This window comes from Paraburkholderia sp. HD33-4 (assembly GCF_021390635.1).
Lineage (GTDB): Bacteria > Pseudomonadota > Gammaproteobacteria > Burkholderiales > Burkholderiaceae > Paraburkholderia.
This window is the reverse complement of the sequence record NZ_JAJEJS010000002.1, coordinates 737,568-753,758: the sequence shown is the minus strand read 5'-3', so window position 1 is coordinate 753,758 and position 16,191 is coordinate 737,568. Positions and strand designations below refer to the sequence as shown.

12 protein-coding genes are annotated in these 16,191 nt (G+C 57.5%); all 12 read right to left on the bottom strand.

The features are described from left to right. Positions 1–488: 488 nt before the first annotated feature. The 12 genes from L0U84_RS23320 to L0U84_RS23265 all read right to left on the bottom strand — a co-directional run bounded on the left by L0U84_RS23320 (position 489) and on the right by L0U84_RS23265 (position 16,137). Positions 489–1,571, bottom strand: coding sequence for an MBL fold metallo-hydrolase (locus L0U84_RS23320; RefSeq protein ID WP_233853006.1), 1,083 nt, complete (start codon positions 1,569–1,571; stop codon positions 489–491). A 484-nt stretch (positions 1,572–2,055) separates the two neighbouring features. Next, positions 2,056–3,261 (bottom strand): CapA family protein, encoded by a 1,206-nt coding sequence (locus tag L0U84_RS23315; RefSeq protein ID WP_233853005.1) that lies wholly within the window; start codon positions 3,259–3,261, stop codon positions 2,056–2,058. A gap of 225 nt (positions 3,262–3,486) precedes the next feature. Next, positions 3,487–4,809, bottom strand: a complete 1,323-nt coding sequence (locus tag L0U84_RS23310) for an MFS transporter (protein ID WP_233853004.1) — start codon at positions 4,807–4,809, stop codon at positions 3,487–3,489. A 286-nt stretch (positions 4,810–5,095) separates the two neighbouring features. After that, positions 5,096–6,454, bottom strand: coding sequence for an acetyl-CoA hydrolase/transferase family protein (locus L0U84_RS23305; RefSeq protein WP_233853003.1), 1,359 nt, complete (start codon positions 6,452–6,454; stop codon positions 5,096–5,098). Between the two features lie 52 nt (positions 6,455–6,506). Continuing rightward, on the bottom strand, positions 6,507–8,126 hold the full coding sequence (locus L0U84_RS23300; RefSeq protein WP_233853002.1) for an AMP-binding protein: 1,620 nt from the start codon (positions 8,124–8,126) through the stop codon (positions 6,507–6,509). A gap of 11 nt (positions 8,127–8,137) precedes the next feature. Further along, complete coding sequence (locus tag L0U84_RS23295) at positions 8,138–8,911, bottom strand: enoyl-CoA hydratase/isomerase family protein (protein WP_233853001.1); 774 nt, start codon at positions 8,909–8,911, stop codon at positions 8,138–8,140. Between the two features lie 33 nt (positions 8,912–8,944). Then, positions 8,945–10,393 carry an MmgE/PrpD family protein gene (locus tag L0U84_RS23290; protein ID WP_233852999.1) on the bottom strand — a complete coding sequence of 483 codons (1,449 nt, stop codon included), beginning with the start codon at positions 10,391–10,393 and terminating at the stop codon, positions 8,945–8,947. Positions 10,394–10,965: 572 nt separating this feature from the next. Then, on the bottom strand, positions 10,966–11,925 hold the full coding sequence (locus tag L0U84_RS23285) for a hydroxymethylglutaryl-CoA lyase (RefSeq protein ID WP_233852997.1): 960 nt from the start codon (positions 11,923–11,925) through the stop codon (positions 10,966–10,968). A 12-nt stretch (positions 11,926–11,937) separates the two neighbouring features. Further along, on the bottom strand, positions 11,938–12,723 hold the full coding sequence (locus L0U84_RS23280; RefSeq protein ID WP_233852995.1) for an enoyl-CoA hydratase/isomerase family protein: 786 nt from the start codon (positions 12,721–12,723) through the stop codon (positions 11,938–11,940). Positions 12,724–12,764: 41 nt separating this feature from the next. Continuing rightward, on the bottom strand, positions 12,765–13,886 hold the full coding sequence (locus L0U84_RS23275) for a CaiB/BaiF CoA transferase family protein (protein WP_233852993.1): 1,122 nt from the start codon (positions 13,884–13,886) through the stop codon (positions 12,765–12,767). A gap of 66 nt (positions 13,887–13,952) precedes the next feature. Then, the gene (locus L0U84_RS23270) at positions 13,953–14,885 is read right to left on the bottom strand and encodes a 3-keto-5-aminohexanoate cleavage protein (protein WP_233852991.1); all 933 of its coding nucleotides are present in this window, start codon (positions 14,883–14,885) and stop codon (positions 13,953–13,955) included. Positions 14,886–14,973: 88 nt separating this feature from the next. Then, positions 14,974–16,137 (bottom strand): acyl-CoA dehydrogenase family protein, encoded by a 1,164-nt coding sequence (locus tag L0U84_RS23265; RefSeq protein WP_233852989.1) that lies wholly within the window; start codon positions 16,135–16,137, stop codon positions 14,974–14,976. Between the last annotated feature and the right edge of the window lie 54 nt (positions 16,138–16,191).

Sequence of the window (16,191 nt, the reverse complement as noted above, 5' to 3'; positions counted from 1 at the left end):
GGGCAGTTTGGGCGTGACAAGATGGGCGCGCGTATGCGCTACGGCGTCGAGTTTCCCTCAAAGTATGTCCATGTGATCTGACAAAAAGGATGAAGGTGGGTGGCTAGCCTGTCGCGTGAACTTCAGCCGGACAGTCCCGAAATTTTCGGGAGATGAATCTGCACAAGGCGTTCTCGCTGTGAATCCGCCTGTCACGCTCGACGGCATTGCCTAATCGCCGCTAGTCGTAGATCTTGAGCCCGGCCCAGGCCTGAATCAGCGTGTCGACCACGTTGAAATGCTCGCCCGACAGGTGCCCGCGCGCGTGAATTCGCCTCGACTGTCTCGTCGTCGCGCGCTAAAAAGGCCAATATGTCCAGCGGGGTGCGGGAGATCGATAGTGACGACTAACCCTTGCCAATGTGCAATTGCGACCGCTCCGCCTACGCCACGGCCGTCGCATGCCCGCTGAAAGCCAGACAGAAATCGATGATTCGACTGAAGCCTACTTAGGGAGAGCAACAGCGCGAATACCAAAAGAAACCGTCGCCGCGCAGTTCACGTTGGACTTCGCCTCGAGACATGAGGTAGTTGAGACACGCGAGGCTTTCGCCGGTGGCGAGACTCATCTGCCCGAGATCGTCCTCCCCGATGGGCCGCGCGAACAGAGTACTGAACACGTCCACCGCTCGACGCGGTTCGGAAAGCGTCACGCGCAGGCGCTCGAAGCTCTTGTTCTGACCCTCGCGCAACCGCTCGATGCGTGCGTGCAGCCCGTAAAAGCATTCGTTATGCGACGGAAGCACGAGCACGTCGTCGGGAACTTCGCGCTGCAGCTTGTCAAGCGAGTCGTACCAATGCGCCATCGGGTTGGCGTCGGGTTCGATCGGGTAAACCGAGACATTCGACGAAATGCGCGGTAGCACCTGGTCGCCTGAAATGAAGAGCTTCAGTGCGGGACAGTAGAGGCAAGCGTGCTCCGGTGAATGCCCCATGCCGACGATCACGCGCCAGTGGTGCGCACCGATGCGCACCACTTCGCCATCCTGCACGCGCCGGAAGCTGTCCGGTAGCGGATGGATTAGTTGCCCGAAGCGGCCAAAGCGCGCGCGGTAAACATCGATGGCCGCGTCGCTCCAGCCAGCGCGACGATAGAACTCGAGCGCGTCGGCGGGTGCTTCGCGACCCGTATCGGAAGTGGCCACGCGGCAATTGAAGTACTCGGCACGCGTCATCCAGAGGCGGCAGTCGAATATGCGAGTGAGCCAGCCGGCCATGCCGACATGATCCGAATGCATGTGCGTGACGAACACGCGCGTAACGCGGTTCGGATTCCTCCCCTCGCTGCTCTGCGCGCACACTGCGCGCCACACGGTCGTCGCCTCATCCGTGCGCGTGCCCGTATCAACGACGGCGCAGCCATCGGCTTCATCGAGGAGCCACACATTGATGTGATCGAGCCGGTAGGGCAGTGGCATGCGCAGCCAACGCACGCCCGGCGCGACCTCGATGGTCGAGCCCGGCGCGGGCGGTTTGGCGTAAGGGTATCGCAGCGTTGCTCGCGCGTGGACGTCGTCAGTGCGTTCAGTCATAAGCTTAAACCTCAACAAGAATGCGGGCGTATGCTTTCACGCATCGACACCGCAGAGCGCGGACGGGAGGATGAAAAAGACAACCCGCAACCAGAACATCGCCTTCAAAGTAGTTTCGATGGCGGCGTCTCACTTCGACGTGGGTTATCCCACGGCGGACTTGTCGGTCAGGGTGCCCGCACTGCCGGCCGGGCCATCGAATTCGCCGATCGCGTCTGCCATCGCCTTTCGAGACACGGCATCATTGACGTCGACATGCCCACAAGGCGCAACACCTCCGTCGGCGCGCACCGCTCTGCAATTCCTTCGAGGATACCGATTCGTCGCCCAACCAGAGTGACTTCGGCCTTGCAGGCCGCGAACAGGGAGGCGAGGTGAGCACCGTGCCTGCACGATGCTCCGGTCGCCAAAACGCGCTTTCCCAGCAGATCACAGTTCAACTTACGCTGCCTGGCATCTCCAAGGAGTTCTGCAGGGATAGGTATTACATGACAGGAACGTCAAGTTTAAGTTCAGCCGTACCATCATCCCTGATTACAAGCTCTGTGCCGAAGACCTTGGAGAACTGTGCGAAGCGCTCGAGGAGAAAGCGAGCTTGGTTCCCTTTAGCGGGCCTGGGAAGACCGCGTGTGCGATGGTACTCGTTAACGTCAAACTGATCGTGCGGATTGGGCAGACCTCTGCCGATCTTATTCATCGCGACCGGTTGGAAACGGATTGCCTTCAGCGTACTGCCTTCGAAGTCGACATAGGCCACCAAGCTTTCCCACATGATCGGCTCTTCCAGGTGAACCGACTCCGGAGGCACCTGGAAAATGAAATTGCCGAGACTGTAAAAAATCGGCTTACCCCTGTACACTTCCATGCCGTGCAGAAACGGGGGGCCATGCATGGCCACGACGTCTGCGCCTGCATCGACTAGCTGGCGAGCCCATGGCTCCAACCAAGGCGCCGGTGCAAGGCGGCCGGGCAATTCAGAAAGCAGAAACTGCATGAAGTCAGCGGGGCGCTCGACATCCGGATAGTAATGGTTGTGGTGAGAGACAATGACGATATCCGCGCTTTCCTTCGCTTCACGAACGCTCTGCAGGATGCGCTGCATATCCTCTGCATTGGGAGTCGCCTCTGTGATTCTCAACTCACTAACGCCAGGCTGGGATTCTGTGGCGCGAGCAGCACCAATCTGGCCCGAAGCGAACGAGATGAAGGCCACCTTGCCTTTTGGCGTCTCGATGTGGATTGCCTTGTTGGCTGCCGCAAGGTCGCGCCCTATGCCGGCGTGGGCCATTTCCAGGCCCTCCGCAGTTTCGAGCGTGTTGACGATGCCGGGTGCTTTAACGTCAAAAGAATGATTGTTGGCGAGCGACAGTAGATTGAAGCCAAATGACTTCAACGCCTCCATCGCCCCGGGCGGCGACGCAAATCGCCCGTCGCGGGCTGTCCCCCCTTTCTTGGGATCGTAGACTGCGGCCTCGAAGTTCGTGAAAGCTACGTCGCCTTTGATTAAAGACCTGATCACCGATGCTGCCTCCGGCGCATCGAGGCGTGTATCGCCTCGGATCATTGATTGCCCCGTCAGCGCAACGGTCAAGGTGCCGGCTTGCGCCGGTGTACCGTGCGAGCCCTCTTCTACCACGGTGAGTCGCGTACCATGCATACCGCGCGCGACGAAATTCCAGAAACTGCTCATTGATGACCTCCTCAGTTCATTTCAGGTGGGATATTGCGCAGCGACGTTCACCCGGCAAGTTCGACTCCATCTACAGTCGCACGTTACCGATTCTCGCCGCTGAGATGCGCCTTCATTCGCGGCCGTACGCCATCGGCGAATCAACCGGAAACTCACTAACGCAGATCGTTGAACGCTTCGACCACTTCTGCCCTGAGTGGAAGCTGGGTCCAATGGACAATAACGTCAGAGTTCGTTTGTCTTTGTCTCGGCCAAACCAAGCACGCAAAGGAGGCTAAGTAAAGACTGTATTGCAAGAAAGACACCGAAGGCAGTCCCGCCAAAGCGGGATGTCACCCACGCCGCAACTATGGGCGTCCCAGCTGCCCCGATGATCTGTGCAAGGTTGTAGCTCAAGCCTGCCGCTGTATAGCGATAACGTGTCGGAAACATTTCTGACAAGAAGGCACTCATCGGACCGAGTGACCAACCTGAGATGAACATCGTCACGCATGTGCTCAGAGCAAACGCCAGAACGGACCTCGTGTTCAAGACAGGAAAGAGGATCAGGGCCCACGGTATCGCCATCATTCCTCCAATAACGATGGTCGAACGCCTTCCGATCCGGTCTGAATACCATCCCGAAAGACACACCCCGAGTGTCAACATTGCTCCGCTGATCGTAATCATCGTGAGGACTTGAGTGCGTGCGAGGTGCAGTTCGGATGCCCCATATCCGGTCAGGAACGACGCTCCCAGGAAGGCGAAGCTCGCGGGAATGATCATCGCCCCACCAGCAAGTAGAACCGTGCGCGGCTGGCACGCGATGGTCTCGAGCAGCGGGGATTTCGATACGCCTCGGCGGGTCGACTCCGACTTGAATACGGTCGATTCTTCCATATTCATTCGAATGTAAAGCCCAACTCCAACGAGCAAAAAGCTACTGAGAAACGGAATGCGCCACCCGTAGCTCAGGAACTGCTGATCAGTCATCGTCGCTCCCGCGACAAGCATTGTGGCCGCAGCCAGGGTCAGTGCCACGCCGCCCCCCGCTGAGACGAACATCGCCCAAAAACCACGCTGAGCTTTTGGTGCATTTTCAACCACGTAAAGCGCCGCCCCTGCCCATTCCCCACCGGCAGCCAAACCTTGCATTATTCGGAGTACTATAAGAAGAGTTGGAGCGACAATGCCGATCTGGCTTGCGGAGGGCATTAGTCCAACCAGAGCTGTTGAAATCCCCATCGTGAGAAGCGTTGCTACCAGAGTCCGCTTCCGACCAAGTCGGTCTCCCAAATGACCAAACAATATGCTTCCGAGAGGGCGAGCCACAAATGCCACCCCGAGGGTTGCGAGTGCTGCCATCGTTCCAGCCGCGGCACCGAGGGCCGGGAAAAAGACCTTTGCGAATACAAGGGCTCCTGCAAAGCCGTATATATGAAAATCGTAGAATTCGACGAGGCTACCGACGAAGCTGGCTATCGCCACCTTGCGCATGTTCGGGCTCTGCTCGCCAATCGAATCTGGATGGGCAACCGATAGTTCGATCGATGGAAAATCCCTTGCCATTCTATGGACTCCTGTATATCAAATCGAGATTCTTTAAAACAGAGAATATTCACGCATGTCTAGTACGCAATCCATGAACATTGACATGATCGTCCCGGTATCGGCTTTGTTTAAAGCAATCCAATGAGATCAAATGTTCCCGATCGGGGTTTCGCGCCCCTATTTCTCCATGAAGATTCTCGCTTGACCCAGTCGCGAGTTTGCGACGCTCCATAACCACTCATACAAGTCTCCTGAATTATTCAGTTTACGTTTTATGACTATTGAAACGGCGTCCGCCTTCGATTCACATACGCGCCACGACTCCGGCTTGGTGTGGCGTGGGACTCGTGCTGCGCGTGATGGATTTCCCTGCCACGTGTACCGCCGCTGATAAAGCCTCCCGATGATTCGGGTGGGCAATCGCCAACATGGCTCGCATCCTTTCGGTGATTGAACGCCCGCGAAGGCACGCCACCCCCCACTCCGTTACGACATACTCGACATCCGACCGGGGTGTCGTGACAGGACCATGCAGGCTTGATACGATCCGACTGATCGAGCCGCCGCGCGCGGTGGACGGCAAGGCGATGATGGATTTTCCGCCAGGTGAGCGTACCGCTGCACGAACAAAATCCAACTGTCCGCCAACCGCGCCAATGTAGCGACCGCCACTCACTTCGGCGTTGACTTGTCCGGACAGATCGACCTCAACCGCGGAGTTGATGGAGCTAAGACGATACTGCCTGCCCAGCGATTCCGGAGAGTGCGTGACGTCGGTCTCAGAGAGGCATATGTCGTCATTGTTGTCTGCGAAGTCGAACAGGCGCCGCGTGCCCAGCAACGACCCGATAACGCTACGGCCCGGATGGGACCCTTTCCGTGCGTTTGTGATATTGCCCCGCATCATCAGTTCAGCGAGGCCGTCGGTCATGATGCCACCGTGCACCCCCAAATCTTTATGGTTGATGAGCCTTCGACAAATTGCATCCATCAGACTACCAACGCCCAACTGCAGGGTTGCTCCATCTTCGATCAACCCGGCTACGTGGGACGCGATCGCCTCCGCAGTATCGTCGGATGCAGCGGATGTGACTTCAATCAATGGCAGATCCGTTCGGACGACGTGATCTATACGCACATCATCTGGCAGAAGTGCGCTGGGCGAGAAAGGAGCGAACGAGGTGAGCTCTGCGATGACAACGCGCGCGCTGCGCGCGGCCGTCGACTGGAAGTCATTCGCCGCTCCGAGGCTGTAACGCCCCTGGAGATCCGGACCGCTGAGCTGTAGCAGCATGACATCCGGGCGTAGCGTGCTCTCCATCAGCGCTGGCAATTGAGAATAGTGGACTGGATGCACATCAAGCAGCCCTCTTCGCTCAAGCAAAGCCGAATCGCCAATCGCGCCATATCCTTCGAAATCAAACCAGGCACCGTGCTCGGGTTTGATCAGGCCAGAATAGCTTCCGCAAATGAAAAGCTTCAGGCGTCCAAACTTTGCGTGCAAGCGCTCGCCTTGCCTGAGCAGTTCACGCACCAGTCCCGTTGGCTCGGAACATGCCTGACCAAAGCAGATTCTGTCTCCCGGGCGCAGGACGGATTCGAAGGGAAAATCTTCGGCACCTGCGAGCGGGTTCTCCAAGACTGTTCGACCTTTGCTTTTCATCCCATTTGTCCTATCTGCATTCTGATCCCCGGCATCGCCGGGTCTCCATCTGCTACTTTTCGAGGCGGATCCCATGCTGCTCTCGGTCCCAGACCTCGCTCAGCCTTGTCTCCGCGGATTCTCGCAACTTGTACTTTTCGACCTTCCCCGTCGCTGTCAATGGGAGATGCGGTAGCAATTCCACGAAACGTGGAACCATGAAGTACGCCATCTGTGGGGCGCAGAATTGGATCAACTCGGCAAGGTCGATGTTGCTTCCTTCCCTGCACACAACACTGGCCATCACCTCATCTTCAAGGAACTCTGCCCGCACCGCGAACACAGCGACATCTGCGACACATTGGTGACGCCTGATAACCTCTTCCACTTGAAGAGCGGAGATGTTTTCGCCGCGTCTGCGGATGAGTTCCTTGTTGCGTCCCGCAAAGTACAGGTACCCCTCCTCATCGAGCCTACCCATATCGCCAGTGTGCAGCCAGTAGTTGCGGAGCGAGGAGACCCAGACTTCTGGCATCTTGTAATAGCCTTGCCGGGCGAACCACGCCTCGTTGGTTCTCAGGCAGATCTGTCCCACCTGCCCCGGTGCCACGGGTTGGTCATCGTCATCCAGGATCGCTAGCGAGACCTCCGGCAAAGGTCGACCGGCCGAGCGAATTTTCTCGCGGGGATCATCAGGTCCAAACATCGTCGCGTACCCGAAATCTCCCAACGCATAGAGCGACGTAATTTTCACGTCGAAGCGCTGCTCGAACTCCGGGGCAAATTCCGGCGCGGGTACCACGAGAGCCGTCTTGAGAGAGTGGCTTCGCTCTTCTTGGGATGGTTCCTTGAGCCATAAGAAGTTGATCATTGCACTCAGCAACGATGTTCTGGTCGCCTTGCACTCATTGATTTCTCGCCAAAACTGGCTTGTCGAGAAACGTCGTGACAGTGCGACCGTCGCACCAGCAAGAAGTGCGGGCAATACAGTGCAATTCAACGCATTCCCATGGAACATCGGCAGGCACGTGTACATGATGTCTTCGCTCGTGTACCCGTAGACCTCAACGTGCTTCTGAGCGGCCCTGATCGCGGTCGCATTGGCGATCATGCTGCCCTTCGAGACGCCTGTAGTACCCGAGCTGTAAAGAATCTGGAGGGTATCGCTATACTCCGGGCCGGGAGCGTCGTCCGACAGTCCGGGGGCATCTGCAATTTCGTCCCACGCAAGAACCTGGGCATGTGCGAACGAATGGTCACAGATTCCGGAGTCCGTCTCATCAGGAAAGACAATAAGGCGCTTCAGCAGGGGGCATTCGGATTCCACCACAGCGAATCGCTCAACAAACGACTCGTCAATCACGAGCGCAACGGCGTCTGATTGCCGCGCGTAGTATGCGAGCAGATCCCCGCGAGAGGCATTATTGATCGGAACCGTCACAGCGCCAATCAATGCCAAGGCGAAGTTCAACCAGACTGTCTCTGGCCTGTTCTCCATCATGACGGCCACATGCTGTTTCGGCTGAATGCCCGAAGCCAACAAGCCACTGGCAATACGGCGGCTCAATTCATAGGCTTCAGCGTACGAAAACGAACGTCCGTAATACATCAGGAATGGCTTGTCTCCATAAACGCAGGCTTGCTCACGCAGCAATCGGGCCAAGGTCCTTTCGTGAAGCGGAATGGTCTTCATGGTTATTTCCTTTAACGCTCATATCCCGGTTTGCGCTTCTCCTTGAACGCGCGCAGTCCTTCTTGACACTCTTCAGATCGAAAGCCGCGTTGCAAGTCGGCATTTGGTGCCGTTGGCAACAGTCGGTTGATGTATTCCGCGTAGAGGCTTCGCGCGGTAGGTGATGTTCGACGAATCTCCTGGATCATCTCGAGAACTCTGGCTTCGAGGGCATCGTCTTCGACGACTTCCGTGATCAGACCGATGCGTTCTGCCTCTGTGGAAGAGATCGACTTTGCCGTGTAAAGGAGGTATTTCAGCTTGGAGAGACTGATCTTGCTCATAAGCAAGCTGGGCATCATGGAGCTAGCCAGCCCAATTCGGGCTTCCGGCGCGCCGAATACGGCGCTGCGCACAGCAATCTGAATATCACAGGCCGACGCAATTGCCAGTCCACCCGCAACGCAAATGCCATTGACTGCCGCGATGGTTGTCTTGCTCGAGTATTTGACGGCGTCAAACGGCATGTTGTCGTCATACGCATACAAGGCGAGAGGGTTTTCGTCCTCCATCCTTGAAAGCACCTCGTCAAGGTCCCCGCCCGTTGCGAAGGCGCGCCCCGTTCCGGTGATAACAATGATGTCAACACCCGGATCCGAGTTTGCCAGGCGCACGGCATTTTTTACTTCGCCGTAGAGCTTTGTGGTGAACGAGTTCAACACATCTGGACGGTTCAGCCGAATGTACGCAGCGGAATCGACCACCTTATACTCGAGCTGTTCAAACGTGATGAAATTACTTGTCATGGCATTTTCCTTCGCGAAGGGTAGCATCGTCGGTTAATTGTTCGTGCCGCTCGTCTCGTGGCGGACATGAAGCAGCTTCATCAGTTCACGAACATCCTCGACGTGTTCAAGATTCCATAATTGCTCTAACGCCTGTTCGATGCGATCAGACGGCAAAACACCTGCGGCATTTCGACGAAACTTCATCGAGATCTCGTCATTCGTCATTTTGGAAGCGGGGTCCGGCGAGAGACTGCCCTTCGGATACAACGCTTCTCCGACGAAGGTCTTTCCTCGAGCTTTGATCTCAATACGAGCCGGTCGGCTTGCTGGGTCGGCGATAAGGCGATCCGCATAGTCAGGATTCACCTCGTAGTGAACCTTTTCCATGAGCGCGAGGATGGAAGGCCGGTAAACGACTTCCGGATCCTGCCACTCCTTGCCAGGAGGGATACGGTGAGCTCCGAGCGCCAAGCCATGAGCCATGCTGAACTGCGCCTGCGTGACATGTGTGATGTCGCGGTTGGTCCATAGCGGCTTGAGCACCCAACCCTCAACCCACGCGGTAATGGACTCAATCTCCGATGGCTGAATGTCGTTGGCTTCAACCATGCCGATCAGGACGTCCAGCGGTGCATGCAGGATGCGGCAATGCGGGTAAGGCTTGTATGACTGTTCGTTCGGGAAGAACCACTTTTGGCCGATATCGGGCGTAATATTCTCGGGGGCCCATCGGTGGCTTCCAATGAGACGCCGGTAGCCATGCTCGCCGTCGTCGAGCACCTGTATGTCGCCGGTATGCCCCAGCTCTGACAGATATGCCGCCGCCATCGCTGCCTGGGCCAATGCCCCAGCCAATCCGTACTTCACGGTCGCCGTGGGCGTGTGAACCGACCACGACCATTGAGTATTGACTGGAGACATGCTTCCCGCGATGGCAAGATCGCCGATTAGTGTTTGAAGGGAGTGTCCTTTGGTCTTTCCAATCGCAGCTGCCGCACCAAAGATCGTGGACGAATACCCGAATACCGGCGGAGGATTTGGCTTTCCATCTTTCATGTCTCGCAGATAGTCCAGGGCCTTCCCAATGCGATTGGAAATCTCATGGGAAATGGCGACCGCACTGAGAAGCTTATCGCCGCCTGCTCCTGCCGCCTCTGCAGCAGCCAGAGCACACGGAATCACATATGGGCTGACATGCCCCGGCGGCAAGATCGCGTCGAAGTCCAGGGCGTTAATGAGTTCGCCGTTTGCGAACGCCGCGGAGATCGCCGACACGCGATCGCCAGTGCCGATGAGGGTAGCCTGCTCTCCTGATGCGCCAGGTCCTTGCAATTTCGCAAACTTCACACCAATCTGACCTTTGGGATGGCTCAACCCGCCCAGCGCGCAACCGACCGAGTCCACCATCAGTCTCTTGGACTCCTCCAGCACTTCTACAGGAAGATCCTCAAGGTCAGTCTCAAATGTAAATTCAGCGAGGGTTTCAACAATAGTTTTCAAGATCTTTTCCGTTTAGATGGTTCCTGGGACGGTCGCCCGCATATAGCCAGTCGAGCAAGGCCATGGAGGATTCTTCAGTGTGCGTGCGAAATGCCATGCCCGCGCACAAGTTTCGACAGGGACTCAAATAGATTGCTGATTTACGGTGCTGAGCTTCCCATTGACCAGATGAAGAGGGCCGCGGACGAACTTCTTTCGGGAGTCATCCAGCAATTTTCGGACACCGGCAAGCCCAATTCGTGACTACGCAACCTGCCATACGATCCGCGGCAAAGCGGATTGGGATTTCGTCCAACTAGGGATATACTCCGAAATCGGTTGATGCCAACGACGCAAGAGCCGTGCGCCTCTGCTGCAACAAAGGCTAGCCTCCCCACGTATGAGGAGAGAAGACTTGAAATCTGCGTGATCCGGAAGCCGTCGGAGCTGAACCGCGATGTACTTTCGTCAATTCGAGTGCAGTCCCGTGCCCGTGACAAGGGTGAAGTAGATTTGTTCATGCTCTGTCTCCGTTTGATGCCGAGTCTATTTTTGACCCTGTATATGTGATGCAGCTTCAGTTGCTAAGATCCTCAGCTAGCTGCATGAATCGAGCTTGATGGAATTCGGCCTGCCTTCATGAACTTGCCTGGAAGCGGATGGCCAACGATTTCTTCGGCCATGCGGGCAACTTGTGCGAGCAGGTCGAGGTCCAACCCAGTGCTGATGCCCATTTCTTCACACATCAATGCAACGTCTTCCGTGCAAACGTTGCCGGCTGCAGCTTTGTTTCCAGCAAACGGGCAGCCGCCCAGGCCAGCAACAGAAGTGTCGAAGCGCTGGATTCCGCATTCCAGACCTGCCAGCACATTGCTTAAGCCCATGCCACGTGTATCGTGAAGATGCAGGGCAAACTCCATTGTGGGCCAGCGGTCGCGAACGAGATTGACCGTCTTCTTGATGCTCAATGGGTTGGCAGCGCCAACGGTATCGCAAAGATAGACGACGCTCGGGGTTTCGGCATGTTCTTCGCATGCTCTTAGCAACGAATCCACAGCGTCGAGGCACTGATCCGCGTTGAATTTTCCTTCGTACGGGCAACCAAACGCTGTGAAAATGTGGGCTGCGCCGAGCCGCATGCCGGCCTGCTTGTAGTGCTCGATTAGCCCCGATTGGACTTGCAGGAGCTCCGCTTTATTTCGTCCAGTGTTATTGCGAGCGAACGTATCGGAGACACTGGTGAATACATTGGGGATCAAGTCCAGGCCCGAGTTCATCGCGCGCTCGAAACCTTTTCCGTTGAGCCAAATACCCGTGTACCGTACGCCATCGCGCCGGCAGATGCGCGCGGCCACTTCTTCTGCGTCAGCCATCTGGGGCACTCTGCGAACGTCCACAAAGGAAGCGCAGTTAATCACTTCCAGGCCAGTTTCGGCCAGACCATGGATCAGACGCAGTTTCTCGTCAACCGGAATAAGGGCTTCGCTTTGAAAGCCCTCACGTGGCCCCTCCTCTTGCAGGATGACGCGGGCAGGGAGCTGATATGTTGACATACGCACCTTTCCTTACTTGCCAGTCCACACCGGCTTGCGCTTTTCCGCAAACGCCGCCAAGCCTTCCGCCGCATCTTTTGTCATGCGCAGGCTGCCGAGCTGCGCCTCCATGAAGGCGATGGATTGCGCGAACGTCATGTCCGCGATCGCCCGAAGGGCATTCTTCCCGCGTCGGATGGCAGTGGGGGATTTGTCGGTAATCCGTGCCAGGAGCCATTCAACTTTCTCATCTAGGGCTGCCGGCTCGACGACATAGTTGACTAGCCCAAAGTCAAGAGCCTCTTGCGCGGTTATGGCCTCCCCCGTAATGCACATTTCCGCAAACTTTCGGTGGGGAATCAGGTGCTGCATAACGCTCGCGACCTGCATGGGAAACATTCCCACCTTTACTTCGGGCAGACCGAACTGAGCATTGGCACTCGCCACCGCCAGGTCACACATCGACAGTAGCCCCATTCCCCCGGCCATGCATGCCCCGTTCACGCGCGCAATCAGCGGAATGTCGAACCCGACAGCCTGGCGCAACAGGTCCGCGTAATCAGTGCGTGGCTCGGAGAAGTCGAAATCAAAGATATTCGAGTTCGGGCGGAGGTCGGCGCCAGCGCAAAACGCACGGTCACCTGCACCAGTAAGCACCACCGCGCGCACGCCAGGGGCATCTTTTGCCGCAGTCAGTGCGGAAGATATCCCTGATATCACGCTCTCATTGATCGCATTGCGAAGTTCAGGGCGATTGATTGTGATCCAGCAGACGTCGTTTCGAAGTTCGAATGCGACACATTGGTCGGAGGGGTTCATTGTCATCGTGAAGGGCTAACTGGGTAATGTGTTGACGGGGGCTAGGAGGTCGCCAGCGATAACGCCGCGATTTCCGCATCGTTGAATCCAAACTCACCGAGAATTTCCTGTGCCGACTCGACGCGTCGGCGCACAACCTCAGGCGAGGTCCGCGAGAACCTTGGCGCTGGCGCCGGTTGCAGAGCCCCTTCGTGGTCGATGAAAGTATTTCTAGCCACATTATGTGGATGAAGCGGTGCCTCCCGGAGGTCGAGTACCGGGGAGAAGCATGCATCCGCACCGTCCATCACGGCACACCATTCGTCGCGGCTTCTGGTCGAGAATATCTGTGCCAAGCGTGCCTTCCACTCAGGCCACCGACGCTGATCGTGCTGCGGCTCAAATTGAGTTTGATCCAGCCCGATCTGGTTCAGAAGATTCGCGTAAAACTGCGGCTCGATCGCCCCCACAGCTACCCATTTGTCGTCGGCACAGCGGTAGGTCGTATAAAAGTGTGCCGCTCCGTCGAGCAGATTACTGCCGCGCTCGACTTGCCAGCGTCCCGCTGCGTAGTAACCGTACGTAGTCGCCATGAGCGCGGCCGCACCATCTGTCATTGCAGCATCGACGACTTGACCCTTGCCGGACTTTGCGGCTTCGATCAGCGCACAGAGAATGCCGAAGGCGAGCATCATGCCGCCTCCACCAAAATCCCCTAACAGATTGAGTGGAACAATGGGCCCGCTATCTGACGTGCCAATTGCAGCCAACGCCCCAGTCAGCGCGATATAGTTGATGTCATGACCGGCAAGATCAGACAAGGGTCCATGCTGGCCCCAACCTGTCATACGACCGTAGACCAGACGCGGGTTGCGTGTCAGGCAAACATCTGGACCTAGTCCCAATCGTTCCATCACGCCTGGCCGGAAACCCTCAATCAGCGCATCCGATTTTTCAGCAAGACGTAGCACGGCATCACGCCCAGCTCCTGATTTGAGATCCACGACGATGGTACGCATCCCACGGCCCACGACCGGGTTGGGACGGTCTTTCTTCGCGCCCGGAGATGGACGTTGGATCCGAAGCACGTCGGCACCCATGTCGGCCAGCATCATGGCGCAAAAGGGTCCGGGCCCCATGCCAGCTATTTCAAGAACGGTCAATCCAGTCAGCGGCCCTGCCATGTCGATCCTCGATATTGCGGTTACTGGTGCTCGCGCATTTCCGTGTTCGGCTCGGGGTTCTGTATTTCAAAACGCCACATTGCCTTGACCTTTGAGCGCCAGCATGTCACGTGCTTCGTCAGGCGTAGCGATTTCCAACGACAGTCCGTCTAGAATCGAGCGAACCCGGCGCACCTGTGCGGCGTTGCTCGCGGCCAGTTGGCCCGGGCCGTCCCACAGGGAGTCCTCAAGGCCGACTCGAACGTTGCCACCTGCCGCTGCGGACTGCGCAGCAATGGGCATCTGGAGGCGCCCGGCGCCAAGTACTGACCAGATGTATTGATCGCCGAATAGACGATCTGCTGTCCGCTTCATGTGGGCGACATCGTCCGCATGGGTGCCAATACCGCCCAGGATGCCGAACACCGTCTGAACAAATAGCGGTCCCTTCACCAGCCCCCGGTCAACGAAGTGGGCCAGGTTGTACAGGTGTGCCGTGTCATAGCATTCGAATTCAAAACGCGTTCCATGGTCCGCACAGGATCGCAGGATGTATTCAATGTCCTTGAATGTATTCCGGAAGACAGAGTCACGTGTGGATTCGAGATATTGCGGTTCCCACGCGTGTTTGAAGTCCTTGTACTTCGCGAGCATTGGATGCAACGCAAAGTTCATCGATCCCATGTTCAGGGAGGCCAGTTCCGGCTTCAGTTGAAGTGCTGGCTGCAGCCGCTCTTCTACGGTCATCGTTTGCGCGCCGCCAGTCGTCAAGTTGATGACGCCGTTCGTTCGCTGCTTGATGTTGCCAACGAACTCCCGGAAAAGCGCAACGTCCTGCGAAGGACGGCCATCAATGGGGTCCCGCGCATGCAGGTGCACAATGGCAGCCCCCGCCTCAACCGCGCCGACAGCAGCCTCTTCAATTTCCTTTGCCGTTACCGGCAAGTGCGGCGACATGCTTGGGGTATGTATCGAACCCGTGACTGCACACGTGATAATGACCTTGCGTGACTTAGGCACTGACTTCTCCAATGATTGGTTTTGCAGTGGCCAGGAATCCGGCGACCACAGGACCGCCGGCCATGACCTTACAGTCGTGTTGACCCTGTCAGTACGACCTGGGCAGATCCAGAACCTTTTCGGCGATGAAACACAGGATCATCTGCTCGGATACCGGTGCGAGCCGGGAGATCAGCACCTCACGCAGCAACCGCTCCACGTGGTACTCCTTGGCGTAACCCATGCCACCGTGCGTCATGACTGCCTGCAAGGCCGCCTGGTAGCCCGCGCGTGCACCAAGCAGCTTGGCGCTGTTGGCCTCGGCTCCGCAGGGCTTGCCCGAGTCGTACAGGGCCGCCGCGTGGTTCGCCATCAACCGCGCCGCCTGCAGGTTCACCCAGCATTCGGCCAGGGGGTGCTGGATCGATTGATTCATGCCGATGGGACGATCGAACACAACCCGATCGCGCGCGTACTGGCTCGCGCGGCGGACAGCATCTTCGCCGATGCCGATCGCTTCGGACGCCACCAGGATGCGCTCGGGGTTCAGTCCGTCCAGCAGGTAGCGGAAGCCCTTGCCTTCCTCGCCAATGCGATGCCCGTCAGGGATGAACAGGTCATCGATGAACACCGCATTGGATTCGACGGCATTGCGGCCGTGCTTCGGAATACGACGCACCTCAACCTTGGAGCGGTCAAGATCCGTATAGAAAAGGGTGATGCCGTCGGTGGGCTTGGCACCGTCCGATTTGGGGGCCGTGCGCGTGAGCAGGAGGATCTTGTTCGCCTCCTGGGCCGTACTGGTCCACATCTTGCGCCCGGTAACGCGGTAGCCGCCCTCGACCTTCCGGGCGAACGTCTTGATGCTTGAGGTATCCAGCCCCGCGTCCGGCTCGGTCACCCCAAAACAGACCTGGTCTTCGCCGCGGACCAGACGGGGCAACCACTGCGCCTTCTGCTCGGCCGTGCCATGCTTCACCACCGGATGTGGCCCGAACATGTTGATGTGAATGGCGGAAGCTGCCGTCTGTGCTCCATGCAGGGCCACCGTGTGCATGACGATTGCCGCCTCCCTCACCCCCAGCCCCGCGCCACCGTATTCCTCCGGCATGGTCACCCCAAGCCAGCCGTCCGCAGCCATTGCGCGATGGAACTCCTCGGGGAATCGCTCCGAGCGGTCGCACTCCAACCAGTAGTCGTCGCCAAACCGCCGGCATACCGCGGCGACACCATCTTCGATGGCCTGGTCGCTCGACTCGAGCTGATCCGTCATGTCTCCTCCTTCCAATTGGTCGCTATTGCTTTGGTTGACCAAACTATAGGTTGG